This window comes from Mesorhizobium sp. LjNodule214 (assembly GCF_964252735.1).
Taxonomy (GTDB): Bacteria; Pseudomonadota; Alphaproteobacteria; order Rhizobiales; family Rhizobiaceae; genus Mesorhizobium.
On record NZ_CAXUPE020000003.1, the window covers coordinates 1233441 to 1252358 of the forward strand.

Annotated in this window: 16 protein-coding genes; 6 read left to right on the forward strand and 10 right to left on the reverse strand. The window is 63.6% G+C overall.

Features of this window, described 5'->3' with window-relative positions:
- Positions 1 to 320: 320 nt before the first annotated feature.
- The 6 genes from ACSQ3Z_RS31475 to ACSQ3Z_RS31500 all read right to left on the reverse strand — a co-directional run bounded on the left by ACSQ3Z_RS31475 (position 321) and on the right by ACSQ3Z_RS31500 (position 5064).
- Positions 321 to 788: a DUF1203 domain-containing protein gene (locus ACSQ3Z_RS31475; protein WP_436175101.1), complete on the reverse strand. Its 468-nt coding sequence runs from the start codon at positions 786 to 788 to the stop codon at positions 321 to 323.
- Between the two features lie 72 nt (positions 789 to 860).
- Positions 861 to 1667, reverse strand: coding sequence for a 4-hydroxy-tetrahydrodipicolinate reductase (gene dapB, locus ACSQ3Z_RS31480; protein WP_436175102.1), 807 nt, complete (start codon positions 1665 to 1667; stop codon positions 861 to 863).
- A gap of 162 nt (positions 1668 to 1829) precedes the next feature.
- Positions 1830 to 2393 (reverse strand): GNAT family N-acetyltransferase, encoded by a 564-nt coding sequence (locus ACSQ3Z_RS31485; RefSeq protein ID WP_436175103.1) that lies wholly within the window; start codon positions 2391 to 2393, stop codon positions 1830 to 1832.
- A 5-nt stretch (positions 2394 to 2398) separates the two neighbouring features.
- Positions 2399 to 3250 (reverse strand): 3-mercaptopyruvate sulfurtransferase, encoded by an 852-nt coding sequence (gene sseA / locus ACSQ3Z_RS31490; RefSeq protein WP_436175104.1) that lies wholly within the window; start codon positions 3248 to 3250, stop codon positions 2399 to 2401.
- A gap of 36 nt (positions 3251 to 3286) precedes the next feature.
- A complete protein-coding gene (locus tag ACSQ3Z_RS31495) occupies positions 3287 to 4030 on the reverse strand; it encodes an alanyl-tRNA editing protein (RefSeq protein ID WP_436175105.1) in 744 nt (247 codons plus the stop codon).
- Complete coding sequence (locus ACSQ3Z_RS31500; protein WP_436175106.1) at positions 4030 to 5064, reverse strand: cysteine synthase A; 1035 nt, start codon at positions 5062 to 5064, stop codon at positions 4030 to 4032. The genes ACSQ3Z_RS31495 and ACSQ3Z_RS31500 overlap by 1 nt, the downstream gene beginning before the upstream one ends.
- 223 nt (positions 5065 to 5287) lie before the next feature.
- Between ACSQ3Z_RS31500 and ACSQ3Z_RS31505 the strand changes: the two genes are divergently transcribed.
- On the forward strand, positions 5288 to 6109 hold the full coding sequence (locus tag ACSQ3Z_RS31505) for an SDR family oxidoreductase (protein ID WP_436175107.1): 822 nt from the start codon (positions 5288 to 5290) through the stop codon (positions 6107 to 6109).
- Between the two features lie 162 nt (positions 6110 to 6271).
- Positions 6272 to 7246 (forward strand): alpha/beta hydrolase, encoded by a 975-nt coding sequence (locus ACSQ3Z_RS31510; protein WP_436175108.1) that lies wholly within the window; start codon positions 6272 to 6274, stop codon positions 7244 to 7246.
- Positions 7247 to 7338: 92 nt separating this feature from the next.
- Here ACSQ3Z_RS31510 and ACSQ3Z_RS31515 read toward each other — a convergent pair whose 3' ends face one another.
- A complete protein-coding gene (locus tag ACSQ3Z_RS31515; protein WP_436175109.1) occupies positions 7339 to 8772 on the reverse strand; it encodes a DEAD/DEAH box helicase in 1434 nt (477 codons plus the stop codon).
- Positions 8773 to 9162: 390 nt separating this feature from the next.
- On the opposite strand from ACSQ3Z_RS31515, the gene ACSQ3Z_RS31520 reads away from it, so the two are divergent.
- Both ACSQ3Z_RS31520 and waaF read left to right on the forward strand, forming a co-directional pair.
- Entirely contained in the window at positions 9163 to 10695 is a 1533-nt protein-coding gene (locus ACSQ3Z_RS31520; protein ID WP_436175110.1) for an acyl-CoA carboxylase subunit beta, read from the forward strand.
- 54 nt (positions 10696 to 10749) lie between these two features.
- Positions 10750 to 11769: a lipopolysaccharide heptosyltransferase II gene (gene waaF, locus ACSQ3Z_RS31525; RefSeq protein ID WP_436175111.1), complete on the forward strand. Its 1020-nt coding sequence runs from the start codon at positions 10750 to 10752 to the stop codon at positions 11767 to 11769.
- A gap of 8 nt (positions 11770 to 11777) precedes the next feature.
- Here waaF and ACSQ3Z_RS31530 read toward each other — a convergent pair whose 3' ends face one another.
- Positions 11778 to 13781, reverse strand: a complete 2004-nt coding sequence (locus ACSQ3Z_RS31530; RefSeq protein ID WP_436175112.1) for a hypothetical protein — start codon at positions 13779 to 13781, stop codon at positions 11778 to 11780.
- Positions 13778 to 15310, reverse strand: a complete 1533-nt coding sequence (locus ACSQ3Z_RS31535; protein WP_436175113.1) for an NAD(P)H-hydrate dehydratase — start codon at positions 15308 to 15310, stop codon at positions 13778 to 13780. Before ACSQ3Z_RS31535 ends, ACSQ3Z_RS31530 begins: the two co-directional genes overlap by 4 nt.
- A gap of 356 nt (positions 15311 to 15666) precedes the next feature.
- On the opposite strand from ACSQ3Z_RS31535, the gene ACSQ3Z_RS31540 reads away from it, so the two are divergent.
- Together ACSQ3Z_RS31540 and glnA are read left to right on the forward strand one after the other, a co-directional pair.
- The gene (locus ACSQ3Z_RS31540; RefSeq protein WP_006205430.1) at positions 15667 to 16005 is read left to right on the forward strand and encodes a P-II family nitrogen regulator; all 339 of its coding nucleotides are present in this window, start codon (positions 15667 to 15669) and stop codon (positions 16003 to 16005) included.
- A 51-nt stretch (positions 16006 to 16056) separates the two neighbouring features.
- Positions 16057 to 17466, forward strand: coding sequence for a type I glutamate--ammonia ligase (glnA, locus tag ACSQ3Z_RS31545; protein ID WP_006205431.1), 1410 nt, complete (start codon positions 16057 to 16059; stop codon positions 17464 to 17466).
- Positions 17467 to 17683: 217 nt separating this feature from the next.
- Here glnA and ACSQ3Z_RS31550 read toward each other — a convergent pair whose 3' ends face one another.
- Positions 17684 to 18724: a glutamine synthetase beta-grasp domain-containing protein gene (locus ACSQ3Z_RS31550; RefSeq protein WP_436175114.1), complete on the reverse strand. Its 1041-nt coding sequence runs from the start codon at positions 18722 to 18724 to the stop codon at positions 17684 to 17686.
- Between the last annotated feature and the right edge of the window lie 194 nt (positions 18725 to 18918).

The window sequence follows — 18918 nt, forward strand, 5'->3', positions numbered from 1 at the left end:
CCTCGATGTCGAGATGTGCCGCCGGTCCATCCGCGGTCGGCAATCGATCGACGACTACCTTCTAGCGCGCTTATGCGACGGGAGTACGACAGCCGTCACCAACATTGCGCTCCGCCGCAGTGACCAAATACGCCCTGTGTGAAGTATTTCACATTCGGCGTTCGAAAACTGTGCCTACACAGGTGTCGTTCCCTGACGGCTCGAGCCGCCTCCCAGACGCCGGCGAAACCCAAGCTTTGCCGGCGGCTTCGGACGCAGCTTCTGTCATACGATTCCCCAACCGCCCGCCAGATCATCGGCGGGCGTCTTTTTTGCGCACCTCAGGCGCGCTCGATCCGGCACTGGTAGCAATTGTTGCGCGCCGAGCGGACGTGGACGTAAGCGATGTCGTCGCGCTCGAACAGTGCCTCGGCGCGTGCCGCGATGGCTGCCGTCGGGATGACGCCACCACTGCCGTAGACGATGCGGTCGTCGCTGCCATAGCCGCGCACGATATAGTCGCTGCTTTCCAGCATGTCGGGCAGCGCCTCGGCCTCGGCCGCGCGTTCGCATTCGCCGGCATGCAGGAAGATCGGCCCGGTCTCGGCGTAGGGCTGCAGTTCCGGAAACGGCCGGTAGGCCAGGATCAGATAGGCATCGCCGGCGGCGACATTCCTGAGGCAATGGCGGCACGGCACGCCGTCACCGTCGGAAATGCTTTGCTCGGGCTTGCGGCCATAGGCGTCCGCCCCGCCGCGCTGCAAGGCTCTCACATCTTCGGTCGGCAAGGCTTTGAACTGGATGGTCATGGCGAAATCTCCGGTGTCGTGACCGGAAATTATGCTGTGGTCTGAGCTCGTCCCACCCGAATCCTGCCAACCTCAATCCATAAGGGCGTCGAGCCCACGCATCAGTCCGATGACTTCCGGAACCCGCCGGACGGCGAGCAGCGTGCCGGCGACATAGGGTGCTGCGGACGAGCCGGCGTCATGGCGGATGGTCAGCCGCTCATCAGGCAGGCCGAACAGTGCTTCGCAGGACAGGATGTAGGACGGCAGACGCAGCGCATGCACCTGGACCCCCTCGCCCGCGCCGACCGCGGCACCCCGTGTTCCCGGCACACCTGACACTTCCGACACGGGCCGCGCAGTCGAGGCATTGCGGATGTCAGCCAGCGCTTCGGCCAGCTCACGCGCCGTGCCTGACGGCGCATCAGGCTTCCTGGCGCCGGCATAGTCGATGACCTCGACATCAGGCACATATTTCGCCGCCATCAGGGCGAAGCGTTTCATCAGCGTGGCGGTGATCGAAAAATTGCCGGCCGCGATGACGCCGACCCGGTTGGCGCGCGCAGCCGCATCGATGTCGGCATAGTCGGCGGCTCCGAGCCCGGATGTGCCGATGACCACGTGCCGTCCCTTCTCGATGGCGAGCAGCACGTGGTCCTTCACCACATCCGGCTTGGTGTAATCGACCAGCACGTCGGACGGCGCCTGCAGCGCCTGCGCCAACGAAGCGGCAGCGATCACGCCATTGGCCGGCACACCGACCAACAGGCCGGAATCCTGTCCTGCGCCGCTGCGCGACACCGCACCGGAGAGCTGCATGTCGGCCTGCGCCGCGATCGCCGGCACCAGTGCCTTGCCGACCCAGCCCGTCACGCCTGCCATTACCACCCGTATCGTCATGATCCGATCCTTTCGCCATCGCTATTGGCCCTGGACGATCAGCGTTATGCAAAGAGCCCGGCTCGTTCAAGCCGGGCTCTTTCCGCATTTCTTCAAGAGTTTCGAACGAGGCTATCTTATGAAATCGTCGAAACGACGCACCGTCACCCGGCGATTGGGCAGCTACGGCCGCATGACGCTGGCCGAGCGCTCGGCGAAGGTCATCGGATGCACGATCTCCTTCTTTTGCGCCACCGGCGCAAAGCCGAGTTTCTGGTAGAGCGGCAAGGCCGCCGGATGGTCGAGCGTGCAGGTCTGCACCGTCACCCGCTTCGGTCCGTAGGACCAAGCGGCGGCGATCGCCGCGCCCAGGAACCAGCGGCCAATGCCTTGCCCGGTGGCGTGCTCCATCATGCCGAAATAGGCGAGCTCGACTTCTTCCGGCAGATGCGGCTTGAGGTCGAAGAAACCGGCCGGCGCGCCGTCGAGATAAAGCACCCTGATGTCGCGGTCTTCGCGATGCAGATCGGCCGAAAGCTCCTCATCGTCCAGCCGCAGCACATTGACCCAGTGCCATTTCCGCCCCACCCGATCCATCAGGTAGCGGTAGAAATGCAGTGGAATATCCTTGGTTTTCAGCAGTGCAATCTGGCGGTTGTACGGCACCGGCGGCGAGTAGGCCGGCGGCACATGCATTTCGAGAAACGTCACCGTGACGTCGATGTCTTCCAGCGCTCCGTTTTCCATCACCGTCATTCCTTGCCCGTCACCACCGGCGTATCGCCAAGCCCGCCCCATTCGGTCCACGAACCGTCGTAAAGCCTGTTGTCGGCATGGCCAAGCGTCTCCAGCGCCAGCGAGATCGCCGCCGCAGTGATGCCCGAGCCGCATGACGTGACGACCGGTTTCGACAGATCGATGCCGGCATCCTCGATCACCTTGCGCAGGCGATCCTTGGGCAGCAATTCGCCGTTCTCGGCGAGTGCTGTAACCGGGACATTGCGCGCGCCAGGCATATGGCCGGAACGGACGCCGGCGCGAGGTTCAGGCTCGGTACCGGCGAAACGGCCGGCGGAGCGCGCGTCGGCGATCTGGCTTTCTCGTTTGTCGACGATGCGGCGCATCTCGGCGAGGCTGACGACGCGACCTGCGTCGAAATCGGCATGGAAGATGCAAGGTGCCATCTTCGTCTGCTCCGCCGTCACCGGGCGACCCTCCGCCTTCCAACGGTCGAAGCCGCCGCTCAGGATATAGACCTGGAAGACACCCATGACCCGGAACATCCACCAGCCGCGCGGCGCCGAAAAATAGCCGGGGCCGTCATAGACCACGATCGTATCGTCGGCCGAAACGCCCATGCCGCCAACATACTGCGCGAAATTCTGCGGCGACGGCAGCGTATGCGGCAGGCCGGACTCCGGGTCCGAGATCGCATCCTGGTCGAGAAACCGCGCGCCTGGAATATGTGCCGCCTCGTATTCGGCGCGCGCGTCGCGCTTCTGCGCCGGAAGGTACCAGGACGCATCGATGACCGTCAGGCCCGGCTCCCCCAGGCGCTGCTGCAGCCAGTCCGCGTCGACGATGAAAGGACTGTCCTCGGCCATTCTTTTTCTCCTGCTCGCCTGTGGCAGCACTGACATTCAGATCGCCGGCATCGGCCCGAAGCGTATACGGAAGCGCCGGTTCTCGCGGCCTTTCTTTTCGATCTTGCCGATATGGATCTCACCGACTTCGCCGGTGCTCTTCACATGCGTGCCGCCGCAAGGCTGGCTGTCGATCGAGGCATTCTCGCCGATGCAGACCAGCCGGATCATGCCGGTGCCGACAGGCGGCCGCACATTCTTGGATTTCACCAGGCCGGGATTGGCCGCCAGTTCCTCGTCGGTGATCAGCCGGGTGAAGATCGGATGGTCGGCGCGCACCAGTTCCATCAGCCCCGCCGTCACGTCCTCCTTGGTGAAGCCGGCATCCGGAATGTCGAAGTCGACGCGGCTGTCGTCCTCGGAAACTGAAGCGCCGGTGATCGGGTACGGACAGACAACGGTAAGCAAGTGGCAGGCGGCATGCATGCGCATCAGAAGGTGTCGTCGCTCCCAGTCGATGGCGAGCTTCAGCCGCTCGCCGACACCAGGAACCGCTTGCTCGGGCGACGGAACATGGATGATCTCGTCCTTGGTCTCGCCGGTGATGGTGGCGGCAACGGCGATGCGGCTGCCATCGGCGCGCTCCAGCACACCGGTGTCGCCCGGCTGGCCGCCCGACGTCGCATAGAAGATCGAGCGGTCGAGGATGATGCCGCCGCGCTCGTTGACGGCGACGACCGTGGCATCAGTCGTCCTCAGATAGGCGTCGTCGCGAAACAGCGCTTCGGTCTTGTGTGCCATCACGCGACCTTTTCGAACGGCACCGAGATTTTGCTCTGCTCGTCCATCCAGCCCGGCGCCGGCAGCCCCTTCTCGCGCAGGAACTCGGGGTTGAACAGCTTCGACTGGTAGCGCGTGCCGTAGTCGCAAAGGAGGGTCACGATGGTGTGGCCGGGACCCAGTTCGCGCGCCAGCCTGATCGCCCCGGCAATGTTGATGCCGGTCGAGCCGCCGACGCACAGCCCTTCTTCCTGGATCAGGTCGAAGACGATCGGCAGCGCTTCCTCATCCGGAATCTGGAACGAAAAATCCGGTGCGAAGCCTTCGAGGTTGGCAGTGATGCGCCCCTGGCCGATGCCTTCGGTGATCGAGCTGCCCTCGGACTTCAATTCGCCGCTGGTGTAGAAACTGTAGAGTGCCGCTCCCAGCGGGTCGGCGAGCGCGATCTTGACGTCGTTGCTTTTGGCCTTCAACCCAAGGCCAACGCCGGCCAGCGTCCCGCCGGAACCGACGGCCGACACAAAGCCATCGACCTTGCCGCCGGTCTGGGCCCAGATTTCCTGCGCGGTGGTGCGGATATGGCCGTCGCGGTTGGCGACATTGTCGAACTGGTTGGCCCAGATCGCGCCGTTCGGCTCCGAACGCGCCATCTGCTCGGCCAGGCGCCCCGAGAGCTTCACGTAATTGTTGGGGTTCTTGTAAGGCACCGCCGGCACCTCGATCAGCTCGCCACCGAGCATTTTGATCGTGTCCTTCTTCTCCTGGCTCTGCGTGTCCGGGATGACGATCACGGTGCGATAACCGAGCGCCTTGGCGACCAGCGTCAGGCCGATACCGGTGTTGCCAGCCGTTCCCTCGACGATGACGCCGCCCGGCTTCAAAAGCCCGCGCTGTTCGGCGTCGCGGATGATGAACAGGCCGGCCCGGTCCTTGACCGACTGACCCGGATTCATGAATTCGGCCTTGCCCAGGATCTCGCAACCGGTTGCTTCCGACGCTTTGTTGAGGCGGATCAGGGGCGTGTTGCCAATCGCTTCGATCACAGAACGATGCATGGAGATTCCTTGTGTAGGTGCGGCGAGACCCTAGAAACCCGAAGCTTCGGTTTCAAGGCAAGAATTTGCCTGGACTAGCGGCATTTCGGGCACCGCAATTGCCAGGATGCGTCTCAAAACGGATGTGTTGTCAAAATGTTCATTTCCACGTCGCGCGAAAAGCGCCCTTTTCATTCGATTTATCCACCGCTAGAGCACTATCGACACATTCACAGGGCGCAGCATGACTCTCTATCGGGCCAACCCGAAGCACGGTGTCGCCTGGATCACCGGCGGCAGCAGCGGCATCGGCCGCGCATTGGCCAAGGATCTTGCGGCGCAAGGCTATGCCGTCGCGGTGACCGCACTCGACAACGATCCGGTCGACACGCTGCTCGTCGAGACAGCGCAGATGCCCGGCCGCGTCACCGCCTTTCCTTGTGACGTCACCGACGAGCAGCGCATGGCAGCGACGGTCGCGGCGATCGAGAAGGATCTCGGTCCGATCGTGCTGGCCGTCTTCAATGCCGGGAACTACATCGCCACCCCCGGCGAAGACCTGGTCGTGCGGGATTTCCGCCGGTCCTTCGAGGTCAACTATTTCGGCATCCTCAACGGCCTGGTGCCCGTCGTCGAGCACATGCGGGTGCGTTCGCGCGGCCATGTCGTGCTTGTCGGCTCGGTAACGGCCTATTCCGGCTGGCCGACCACCGCGGCCTATGGCGGCACCAAGGCGGCCATCAACATCCTCGCCGAGTCGCTGAAGTACGATTTCGACAAGATGAACATTCGCGTCCAGGTGATTAACCCGGGCTTTGTCGACACGCCACTGACGGAAAAGAACATGCTGCCGATGCCGGGCCTTATGCCTGTCCATCGCGCTTCGCGCCGTATGGCGCGCGGCATCAGATCCGGCGGCTTCGAAGTCACCTTTCCCTACCACATAAGCTGGCCCCTGAAGCTGCTCGGTCTGCTACCGCGGCCGGTCGGCCGATGGGTGATCGGCCTGACGACCGCCTGGATGGCCCGGCCGCTCAATTTCGACCGCAAGCCGCCCGGCGAATAGACCGCGCAGGCGGATTAGCGAAGGCGCCGTCCAAGTGGCGGCCGCGCCGTCCACAGGTGGCGACCGCGTCGTCCACAAGTGGCGGCCGCGCCGTCCACAGGCGCCCCGTTGCCTGTTTGCGATCGCGCCCGTAGGTTGAGAATTATTGCGTGGAGTCTGTTAATGGGGCGACGGATCGTGCTTGCGGTGTTGGGCCTCGCCGTCGTTCTTGTCATGGCCTTCGTGCTTGGCCCGCGCGTTCCCGTCGACACCACGATCCGCTTCGATCCCAAGGGGATCGGCGACGATCCGCAGGCCTATCTGGCGCGCGAAGAAGCCGCCGTTCCCAATATCCGCGACGGGCTGGAGAAGGAAATCATCTGGGCCGACCCGATGGTTCACGCCAGGACAAAGCTGGCGATCGTCTACATCCATGGATTCTCGGCGTCGAAGGGAGAGGTTCGTCCGCTGCCCGATGACGTGGCAGACCAGCTCGACGCCAACCTCTTCTACACCCGCCTCACCGGCCATGGTCAGGACAGCGCCGCAATGGCTGAGGGTAGCGTCAATGCCTGGATCAACGACTATGAGGAAGCGCTCGCCATCGGCCGGGCGATCGGCGACAAGGTGATCGTCATCGCCACCTCGACCGGCGGCTCGCTGGCGGCCTGGGCGGCGACGCAGCCGGATGCCTCGGACGGCGTCGTGGCGATCGCATTCATCTCGCCCAATTTCGGCGTCAAGGCTTCCGGTGCCGAGATCCTGACCATGCCGTGGGGCAAGCAGATCGCCGAACTCGTCGGCGGCAAGGAGCGCAGCTTCCCGACGCGCAATGCGCTGCACGAGAAGTTCTGGACCTACAAATATCCGATGGCGGCAACGCTGCCGATGGAGGCGCTGGTGGAACTTGCCCATGGCGCGCCGGTGGAGAAGGCGACCATCCCCGCTTTGTTCATCTTTTCCGATTCGGACAAAGTGGTACGGCCCGACCGCACGCGCGAGGTTGCCGGACGCTGGGGTGCCGCGCATGAACTGGTGCCGGTCGACGACACCGGCGACCAGGACAACCACGTCATTGCCGGCGACGCGTTGTCGCCGTCGACCACGGCCTTCCTGGCGCAGCGCATCGTCGTCTGGGTCAAGGCGCTCACGGAATAGACCCGAAACGAAAAGGGCGACCGAAGCAGCGCTTCGGTCGCCCTTGTTTCAGTCAGCGGCGATCGGGCCCAAGGCTCGACCGCGCAGCAGGTTCAGGCAGCCCGTGTAGCCGGCCGCTTGCCGCCGAAACGGCGCTTGTTGTTGCCCTTGAACGGCTTGCGGCCCTCCGGGCGCTCGCCTTGCGGCTTGGCCGTGAACGGACGATCGCCAGCCGGCTTGTCGCCGAACCGCTTCTTGCCGAAACCGTTGTTGCCGCCCGGCCGCCTGCCGTCGCGACGGCCGTTGTGGTCGGCGCGGTCATTGGCCGGCTCGAAGCGCTCGTTCTTCTCGGCAGGATTGCGCTGCGGATCGGGGCTGCCGAGATGGTCGGCAACGATCGGCAGCTTGCTGCGGATGATGCGCTCGACCTGGCGCAGCTTGCTGTTCTCGGACGGATCGCAAAGCGTAATAGCAATGCCGTCCATGCCGTTGCGGCCGGTGCGGCCGATGCGGTGGACATAGCTTTCCGCTTCATCAGGCAGGTCGAAGTTCACCACATGGCTGATGCCGGGCACGTCGATGCCGCGCGCCGCGATATCGGTCGCCACCAGAATGCGTACCGAGCCCTCGCGGAAATCGTTGAGCGCCTTCTGGCGGGCGTTCTGCGACTTGTTGCCGTGGATGACGGCGGCCTTGAAACCGTCGCGCTCGAGATCCTTGGTCACCCTGTCGGCGCCGTGCTTGGTGCGCGAAAAGATGATGACGGACTTCATCGCCTCGTCGGCGAGCATCTTGGACAGCACCTGACGCTTCTGCTTGGTGCGGGCAAAGACGACGCCTTGCACGATCTCGGCCGCCGCGGTGCTCTGCGGCGAGACCTCGACGCGAACCGGGTTCTTCAGCAGGCCCTTGGCCAGTTCGGCGATTTCATCCGGCATGGTGGCCGAGAACAGTGCCGTCTGACGGTCGGGCGCGGTCGCCTTGGCGATGCGCTTGACGTCGTTGATGAAACCCATGTCGAGCATGCGGTCGCCCTCGTCGAGCACCAGCCATTTGGTGTCGGAGAGAATGAGGTCACCCTCGCGCACCAGGTCGGTCAGACGGCCGGGCGTCGCGATCAGGATGTCCACGCCCGGAGCAACCTTCTTCACCTGGCTGAAGCGGGAGACGCCGCCCAGCACCAGCGCGGTCGAGACATGTGCGCCCTTGGCGAGGATCTTGATTGTATCCTCGATCTGCACTGCAAGTTCGCGCGTCGGCGCCAGAATCAGCGCACGGGTCGTCTTGGCGCGCCGTTTGGTGCCGAGCGCGATGATCTTCGACAGGATCGGCAGCGCGAAGGCCGCCGTCTTGCCGGAGCCGGTCTGGGCGATGCCGAAAATGTCACGGCCTTCCAGCTGCGGCGGGATTGCCTGGACCTGGATCGGCTTCGGCTCGGTGAAGCCCGCGGCATGGGTCGCCTTGAGCAGCGCGCCCGAAATTCCAAGTGCTGCGAAACCCGAGAGTTCCCCAGTGTCCTTACCGGACAAAGTGTTTTCGTTGGTCAAAATATTCTTCTTTCACGCGGCCTGTGGCCGCAAACATCGATGGCGGCAGGGCGCAACCTGCCGTCGAAAAAATTGTCATGGAACGACAAGGCGGCGGACGTTCTTCGTCCGCTCGGCTGCGCTGTCGTGCCCGCAGGCATCATGCCACGGGGCTTTTTCGCCGCCTTGCCGATCAACCGGAAAGAGGGAAAACAGACGCAACCAGTCTCATTCGTCGAGAAGGCCGGAAAGTGCCAGCCCAAGCGCCTATGCCGCTGCATATGGCTGAGTTCGCATCGAAATGCAAGGGCTCGATGTTGCAGCGCAACAAATCGAGGGCGAAAGCGGCGCTTGCGCTCGCTTGCGGGCATCATTACCACAAATGCCACTTTCCATATTGGGGACCGGGCGATGAAGGACGTGCTGAAGGAACTCGAGCGCCGCCGCGAGATCGCCCGCATGGGCGGCGGCCAGGCGCGCATCGACGCCCAGCACAAGAAGGGCAAGCTCACGGCGCGCGAGCGCATCGACGTCTTTCTCGACGAAGGCTCGTTCGAGGAGTTCGACATGTATGTCGAGCACCGCTCGACCGATTTCGGCATGGAGAAGACCAAGATCGCCGGCGATGGCGTCGTCACCGGCTGGGGTACCGTCAACGGCCGTCCGGTCTATCTCTTCGCCAAGGACTTTACCGTCTTCGGCGGCTCTCTGTCGGAAGCCCATGCCGAGAAGGTGGTCAAGGTGCAGGAAATGGCGCTGCGCAACCGGGCGCCGATCATCGGCCTCTACGATGCCGGCGGCGCCCGCATCCAGGAAGGCGTGGCGGCACTCGGCGGCTATGCCGAGATTTTCCAGCGCAACGTGCTCGCCTCCGGCGTCATCCCGCAGATCTCGCTGATCATGGGTCCTTGCGCCGGCGGCGACGTCTATTCGCCGGCCATGACCGATTTCATCTTCATGGTGCGCGACACCTCCTACATGTTCGTCACCGGGCCGGACGTGGTGAAGACCGTCACCAACGAGACGGTGACCGCCGAAAGCCTCGGTGGCGCCAGCGTCCACACGACTAAATCCTCGATCGCCGACGGCGCCTATGACAATGACGTCGAGGCGCTGCTGCAGATGCGCCGGCTGGTCGACCTGCTGCCCGCCTCCAACACGGCCGAGCTTCCCGAGATCGAATGCTACCAGTCGGTGACCGACAACGACCTGTCGCTCGATCGTCTGATCCCGGACAACGCCAACAAACCTTACGACATCAAGGAACTGATCCTCAAAGTTGCCGATGAGGGCGACTTCTTCGAGATCCAGCAGAGCTTTGCCAAAAACATCGTCACCGGTTTCGGCCGTGTCGAGGGTCGCACCGTCGGCTTCGTCGCCAACCAACCGATGGTGCTGGCCGGCGTGCTTGATTCCGACGCCAGCCGCAAGGCGGCGCGCTTCGTGCGCTTCTGCGACTGTTTTTCGACCCCGATCGTCACCTTCGTCGACGTTCCGGGCTTCCTGCCCGGCACCGCGCAGGAATATGGCGGACTGATCAAGCACGGCGCCAAGCTGTTGTTCGCCTACGCCGAGGCGACCGTGCCGAAGATCACCGTCATCACAAGAAAAGCCTATGGCGGCGCCTATGACGTCATGGCCTCGAAACATTTGCGCGGCGACATGAACTATGCCTGGCCGACGGCGCAGATCGCGGTGATGGGCGCCAGGGGCGCGGTCGAGATCATCTACCGCAAGGACATCGGTGATGCGGAAAAGATCGCAGCGCATACAAAGGCTTACGAGGACCGCTTCCTGTCACCCTTTGTCGCCGCCGAGCGCGGCTATGTCGATGAGGTGATCATGCCGCACTCGACCCGCCGCCGCATCGCGCGGGCGCTGCGCATGTTGCGCAACAAGGACATGCAAAACCCCTGGAAGAAGCACGACAATATTCCGCTCTGAGTGAGCCACGCCATCGCGGCAGACCTTCTCCCAATCGAATAGGTAGTCAAACTTTTGGATCCAATCCTCGTCTTCTGTTTGCCGGCGATCGGCGATTTCGTTCGTTGCCATTCGGCCATTCTGGTCATCGCCGAACGGTTTCCCGGCCATCCCCTCGATGTCATCACCTCGCCGCTTGCAGCGCCCCTCGCGCGGCTGATGCCTCACGTTAGGAAAGCCTGGGTGCTGGAGAAGCGGCACTTGCAGGCTGGTTTCGGCATGCGCATGCAACTGGCCCGCCAACTTCGCGAGCAGAATTATCGCGCGTGCTATCTTCTCACCAGCAGCACCAAGGCGGCCCTGGTGCCTTGGATGGCGGGCATCCCCGAGCGCATCGGCTATCCGCGCGAATTGCAGTTCGGCATCGTCAACCGGCTGCCGGCCGACTGGCTGAAGAGTTTGGTGGCTTTCGGCCCTCGCAAGACAAGGCTGTTCGAGCAGGTCTGCGCGATCGCCATGCTGGGTGAGAAGCCGGTTGACGGAACGCGGCTTCCGCCGCCGCGAATGGTGATCTCGCCCGAGGAACTGTCGGCTTGGCGCGTCCGGCATCGGATCGACGCAGCAAGGCCGGCGCTGGTGCTCTACACGTCGGACTTTGCCAACTTCCGCTCATGGCCGGCGGAGCGTTTCGTCTCGGTCGCCAGGGATCACGCCAAGCGCGGCTGGTCTGTATGGATTGTCGGCGGTCCGCGCGAACGCGAGGCCGCCGCCCAGATCCGGGCAGCGCTTCCGGAGGCGGTGGATTTCACGTCAACCCCTGACATCACCGACGCCATGTGCCAGATCGCTGCCTCGACCGTCTTCCTCGGCGTCGATGGCGGCATCGCGCATGCGGCCGCGGCTTTGGGCGGGCCGTGCGTGCTCATCTTCGGGTCGAACCGCCCCTACGAAACCGGTCCTGTGAACGACCAGGTTCGGTATGTCGAGCCGCCGATTTCGACGCCAAGCTGGATCGAGCATACGCGCGATGTCAGCGAAGAGAGAGTGCTTGCGGCCCTGGCGGACGCTGTAGCGCGCCACCCGCAAGGCGCCTGAACTGGCGGCTATTCCCCTGCTGCCGCGCCGAAGCCCGCGCCCATTGTCGCACGCGCCGCACTCGCCCATGGCGTTGCATGGTTGTCGATGCGCATCTGGAAGATGAAGTAGGTCGGCGAGCAGAAGCCGATGCCTTTTACCTTGCCGACACCAGGCGTGTCGGGTGGCAGCGACTGGCACATATAGTCCTCGCGGCAGAAATGATCCGCTGAGCAGGCCGGCCTGTTGCCGCGATTGACCGCGCCGTCGAGGCACTGGTCGAAATTGTTGGTCGCCACGCAGGTATCGAACTTTTTCCCGCCAACCAGCCCGCAGATCTCGTTGGGCACCGGCTTGCCCGCCTTGAAGGCGGCGAAGGTGCGATCCTTGTCGTCGCAGCCGCGATAGGCGATGCCGGCCGGCACGCCGATCTTCGGTGGACGGCAGGTATAGGCGGTGCGTGAAATATCGGTCGCGAAAGCGGCGAACTGCCCGGTGATCTTGTAACGATCGTTGAAAGGCTGCGTCTCGTTGCTGGCGATCGAGCCGGTCAGGCATGGATGGCCGGAAAACATGTCCTTGCTATCCTTGGGCAGCAAGCATTGCGCGAGCTTGGTGCGCACGCCTGAAGCGGTGGCCAGCTGCGTACAGACAGTGCCGCCGCCGCATTGCCAGGTGGCGCCGAAGCGGGCGGCGTCCTCCGGCACCAGGCACGGCATAGCCAGCTCGGCCGGCGCGTAGTCGACCTCGCCCGCATCCGTCCAGGCGGCCGGCGGCGCGAAGGACAGCGGCCGAAAACCGTTCGGCTCCTTGCCCTCGGCCGTGGCGCGCAGCCAGGCCTCGCGGCGCGGTATCTCCGCATGCAGATGCGGAGATATGCCGACCTCGATGCGGTTGAGCGGCGACGTCGTTCTGTCGTCGAGGCCGATGAAATGGAAGCCGGCGGTGGAGCCCGCCTGATGGCAGCCCTGGCAGGTGCCATTGTCCAGCCGCTCGACCAGCGCCTCCGGTGTGCGCACCAGCTTCAGCCCGGAATAATCCAGCCCGCCGAAATCCGTTGGCTGGAACAAAGGCGTAAACGGGTGGTTGGCCTGCCTGGCGCTGCCGAAGGTCGACCACGAAATGACCTTTTTGGCCAAGAATTCCTCGGGGATTTCGTAGACGCCGAGATCGACCGCCGCCACGTTGTCACTGATATAGTCGGCAAGCCTTTTCTTGAGCGCTGCATCTTGCGTCAGCCGCGCCGTATCCGGCGTGTTTTCCAGCGGCTTCTCGGCGATGGCGGCACCGTCAAAGTCGAAGATCCGCATCAGATAGGCGGCCTGTCCGCCGAACTCGGTCTCCTGGCCGGACGGAAAGCGGACGATCTGTGCGTTGAGCTCAAGCTGCTTGAAGTTGAGGCCGGCCTTTTCCAGCGGCCCTCCAACAAGCCAGCCGGCATCGACGCTCTCGTCGAGCTGCGGCGTCCAGCGCCCCGCAACGCCGACGCAGCCGCCGTCGGCATCCGGCGCGGCGCTGTAGACGGCGTTGAAATTGAACGGCAGGCGCGAGGCCAGGATCTTGCCGTTCTTCTTGAAGCTGTAGGCAAGCCGGTAGATGAACCGCACCTCGCCGCAGCTGCCCTCGCCCTGCACCTTGGCGAAATCGCGCCGGTCGATCCGGTTGACGACACCGACCAGACGGAAGCGCGCGGCATCGGTCTTCAGCCAGCGCATGTCCATGATGCGCCCGACATTGCCGTCGGTCACCTCATAGAGCGGCCGCCCGCCGGCCTTCATTTCCGCCCGCAAGGCGGCGACGTCGCCTGCCACCGTGTCGACGATCGCGTGATAGGCCGGCGCCTCGTCATAGAGGGCCTTCAGGTCGTTCTCGCCATCGACACCGAAAACTCCGGCAAAGCCAAAACCCCTGGCGTCGAGGGCGGTGAGAACCGCCGGATCGTCGACCATGGTCACCGGACCCTCGGCGCGCGCCATCTGCGCCATCAAGAACGCGACAAGAAATCCGGCAATCAGCGTGAAGCGTTGGGTCATCCAGCGATTCCCTTGCGGCTGCGGATCAACTCGAGCAGCACCGGCACCATGGCAAGCGGCAGATCCTCGGCGATCAGCCCCGGCCCGAAGCGGCTGCCCGCCTCGGCATGGATCCACGCCGCCGCGCAAGCAGCCTCGAAAGGCGGCATGCCTTGCGCCAACAGTCCAGCGATGATGCCCGCCAGCACATCGCCAGAGCCAGCGGTGGCGAGCCAGGGCGCGCCATTGCTGTTGATCGCCGCCAAGCCATTCGGCGCCGCGATCACCGTGTCGGCGCCCTTGTAGACGACGACACCATTGGAGCGCTGAGCAGCCGCGCGCGCCTTGGCCAGCTTGGAGAGCGCGTTGTCGCCTGCAATTTCAGGGAAGAGCCGCCCGAATTCGCCCTCATGCGGCGTCATCACCAGCGCCGGGGCTTCCGATCGGCGCACCGTGTCGAACAGCGTATCCGGCTCTTCGCGAAACGAGGTGATGCCGTCGGCATCGAGCACCAGCCCGTCGATCCGGCCGGCGGCACCTTGCTGTCCGGCACCAAGTATCGCCAGGGCAAAATCCCGGGTCTTGTCACCAACCCCGAACCCAGGACCGAGGACGAAGGCCGATGGCCGCCGTTCAGCGATGAAATCGTGCACATCGTCGACCGTATCGGCCTTGCGCAGCATGATCGAGGTGAGGTGCGCGGCATTCACCTGCATGGCGTTCGCCGGCGACAGCACCGTCACCGCCCCTGCCCCGGTCCTGGCGGCGGCAAGCGCCGACAGCCGCGCAGCACCCGTCGACGATGGCCCGCCGGAAAAGACCCCGGCATGGCCACGCCTGTATTTGTGTGCATCGACCGCCGGCACGGGAAGCGCGTCCCGCCAAAGAGCGGGTACGTTCTCGAAGGTCTGCGTCTTGAGTTGCGCAATCACTTCGGCCCCGATACCGATATCGGCAAGCACGATCTCACCGCACAACTCGCGCCCCGGCAGCAGCAGGTGGCCGGGTTTCTTGCGCGCGAAGGTAACGGTGACGTCGGCGCGGAACGCCTGCCCCGGTCTGTTGCCGCTTTCGCCGGAAACGCCGGACGGCAGGTCGACGGCGACGAGCGGCAGGTTCAGCGCTGTGGCGATCTCGACCGCCCGGGCTGCATCACCCGACAGCGCCTTGGACAGCCCTGCCCCATAGAGCGCGTCGACCACGACCGCGTTCTTCTCGGCGCTGAATGCCGACAGCGGCCGGGATGCGACCGGACATTCGGCGGCGGCCATGGCCGCATCGCTGCCTGCCCTGGGCGGGCCCGATGCCCACACCCGGACATCGACGCCGCTGTCATGCAGCACGCCGGCAACGACATAGCCGTCGCCGCCATTGTTGCCGGGACCACACAGCACATGCACGCGTGCCGCGGCCGGATAGCGCGCCAGCACCACGGCGGCCACCGCTTCGCCGGCACGGCGCATGAGGCCGAAGCCATCCAGCGGGCCGGCGGCGATCGCCAGCCGGTCGGCTTCGCCCATTTCGGCCGGAGACAGAAGTTCGTTGCTCATGGATTGCCGTCCGCATTTCAATCGAGCATTGTCCAGTTTTAAGTCTGACGCAAACGCCGAGAGGCGGATTGCGAGAGCGAAAGCATCGTTGGAGGAACGAAGCGCCGCGCAAACTGCCCGCAAAATGTACGACTTGCCTAATTATTAGGCGGACAATCGCAACCGCTGTGTCTAGGCTTTAAGTGTCCATGCCGCTTCCAATGCAGCGAATGACGCGAATATGCATCGGGTGGCGGCATGGTGTTGAAATCGCGTGATACCGCTTTGTTTTAGCCGAAATTGGCACAGTTCGTGCTTGAAGGAGGCGCAAGCGGGGCTCACAACCCGTCTTTTTGGCAGTGGAGGCCATTTTTTACATGAAAAAGATCGAAGCGATCATCAAGCCGTTCAAGCTAGACGAAGTGAAGGAAGCGCTTCAGGAGGCCGGGCTGCAAGGCATCACCGTCACCGAGGCCAAGGGCTTCGGCCGACAGAAGGGCCATACCGAACTTTACCGGGGCGCGGAATATGTCGTCGATTTCCTGCCCAAGGTGAAGATCGAGGTCGTGCTCGGCGACGATGCGGTCGAAGGCGCCATCGAGGCCATCCGCAAGGCGGCGCAGACTGGCCGTATCGGCGACGGCAAGATCTTCGTCTCCAACATCGAGGAAGTCGTTCGTATCCGCACCGGTGAAACGGGTATGGACGCCGTCTGAGCTTTCTGATTTCAGTTTCCTCGAACCGTCAGCGCACAGGGAAGACATGACATGACGACAGCCAAAGACATCATGAAGCAGATCAAGGACAACGACGTGAAATTCGTCGACCTGCGCTTCACCGATCCGAAGGGCAAGCTGCAGCACGTGACGATGGATGTCGTCGAGGTCGAGGAAGACATGTTCGCCGATGGCGTCATGTTCGACGGCTCCTCGATCGCCGGCTGGAAGGCGATCAACGAGTCCGACATGGTGCTGATGCCCGACCCCGACACGGTGCATATGGACCCGTTCTTCGCCCAGTCGACCATGGTCATCCTGTGCGACATCCTCGATCCGGTCTCCGGCGAATCCTACAACCGCGATCCGCGCGGTACCGCCAAGAAGGCCGAGGCCTACATGAAGTCGGAAGGCATCGGCGACACCATCTATGTCGGCCCGGAAGCCGAGTTCTTCGTCTTCGACGACGTCAAGTACAAGGCCGACCCTTATAACACCGGCTTCCGGCTGGATTCGACCGAACTGCCGTCCAATGACGACACCGACTACGAGACCGGCAACCTCGGCCATCGTCCGCGCATCAAGGGCGGCTATTTCCCTGTGCCGCCCATCGATTCCGCGCAGGACATGCGTTCGGAAATGCTGACCGTGCTTGCCGAAATGGGCGTGCGCGTCGAAAAGCATCACCATGAGGTCGCCGCCGCCCAGCACGAGCTTGGCATCAAGTTCGACACGCTCGTCCGCAACGCCGACAAGATGCTGATCTACAAGTACGTCGTGCACCAGGTCGCCAACGCCTACGGCAAGACGGCCACCTTCATGCCGAAGCCGATCTTCGGCGACAATGGCTCGGGCATGCACGTCCACCAGTCGATCTGGAAGGGCGGCAAGCCGACCTTCGCCGGTAACGAGTATGCCGGCCTGTCGGAGAGCTGCCTGTTCTACATCGGCGGCATCATCAAGCACGCCAAGGCCATTAATGCCTTCACCAACCCGCTGACCAATTCCTACAAGCGTCTGGTGCCGGGCTATGAAGCGCCGGTGCTGCTCGCCTACTCGGCGCGCAACCGTTCGGCGTCCTGCCGCATTCCGTTTGGCTCGTCGCCGAAGGCCAAGCGCGTCGAGGTCCGCTTCCCCGATCCGGGCGCGAACCCCTACCTCGCCTTCGCTGCCATGCTGATGGCCGGCCTCGACGGCATCAAGAACAAGATCCATCCGGGGCAGCCCATGGACAAGGATCTCTACGACCTGCCGCCGAAGGAATTGAAGAAGATACCGACCGTCTGCGGCTCACTGCGCGAAGCCCTGCAGAGCCTCGACAAGGACCGCGGCTTCCTGAAAGCCGGCGGCGTCTTCGACGACGACCAGATCGACAGCTACATCGAGCTCAAGATGGCCGAGGTGATGCGCTTCGAAATGACCCCGCATCCGGTCGAATACGACATGTACTATTCGGTCTAAGCTTCTGATCGGATTGAGATTTGAAGCCCTCGGAGGTCGCCTCCGAGGGTTTTTTCATTTTGGCTCAATGAGCCGCAACCTGGCGGAGCCGATCCGCCGCATTGTTGCCGGCCACCAAACGTCCCACAAAAAAAAGCCCCGGCGTCTCCGCCAGGGCCTTCCAGGAGCCGGTTTAACAGCACAGTGCGGGCCATCCGGCCCGTGCCGTGGCAAGGGGTCAGGCGGCGGCCGATACCTCGCCGCTGGCCGGAACCGACGCGATCGTCTTCAGGATCTGCGAGGCGATCTGGTAGGGGTCGCCCTGCGAGTTCGGGCGACGGTCTTCCAGATAGCCCTTGTAGCCGTTGTTGATGAACGAATGCGGCACGCGGATCGAAGCGCCGCGGTCGGCGATGCCGTAGCTGAACTTGTTCCACGGCGCGGTCTCGTGCTTGCCGGTCAGACGCTTGTCGTTGTCCGGGCCGTAGACGGCGATGTGATCCATCAGGTTCTTGTCGAAGGCGGCCATCAGCGCTTCGAAATAGGCCTTGCCGCCGACGTCGCGCATATAGGCGGTCGAGAAGTTGGCGTGCATGCCCGAGCCGTTCCAGTCGGTGTCGCCGAGCGGCTTGCAGTGATATTCGATGTCGATGCCGTACTTCTCGGTCAGGCGCTGCATCAGGTAGCGCGCCATCCACATCTGGTCGGCGGCCTTCTTTGAGCCCTTGCCGAAGATCTGGAATTCCCACTGGCCCTTGGCCACTTCGGCGTTGATGCCTTCATGGTTGATGCCGGCGGCGAGGCACTGGTCGAGATGCTCCTCGACGATCTGGCGCGCGACCGAACCGACATTCGAGTAGCCGACGCCGGTGTAATACGGGCCCTGCGGCGCCGGATAGCCGCTCTCCGGGAAGCCGAGCGGACGGCCGTCCTTGTAGAAGAAATATTCCTGCTCGAAGCCGAACCAGGCGCCCTCGTCATCGAGGATGGTGGCGCGCTTGTTGGAGCTATGCGGCGTCACGCCATCTGGCATCATGACTTCGCACATCACCAGCACGCCATTGGTGCGGGCCGGATCCGGGAACACCGCGACCGGCTTCAGCACGCAGTCGGAGCTGTGGCCTTCGGCCTGCTGTGTCGAGGAACCGTCGAAGCCCCACAGCGGCAGCTGCTCGAGCGTCGGGAATTCGGCATAGTCCTTGATCTGGGTCTTGCCGCGAAGATTGGGGACCGGGGTGTATCCATCGAGCCAGATATACTCGAGCTTGTATTTGGTCATTCTAGAGCCTCTCGTTGCTTGACCACCGCACACGGTGTCGACGCATGGCCGGATCGAGCCGACCTGCCGGACCGTTAAAATGCAAATCGTGTGCCACTCGCGCTCCAGCGGGTGCGGCAAAATGGTCGGGGCATCGCGTTGAATTTGCTGAACCGCCTCAGCAATGCGCCTAGATCGATCAAAAGCATATCATG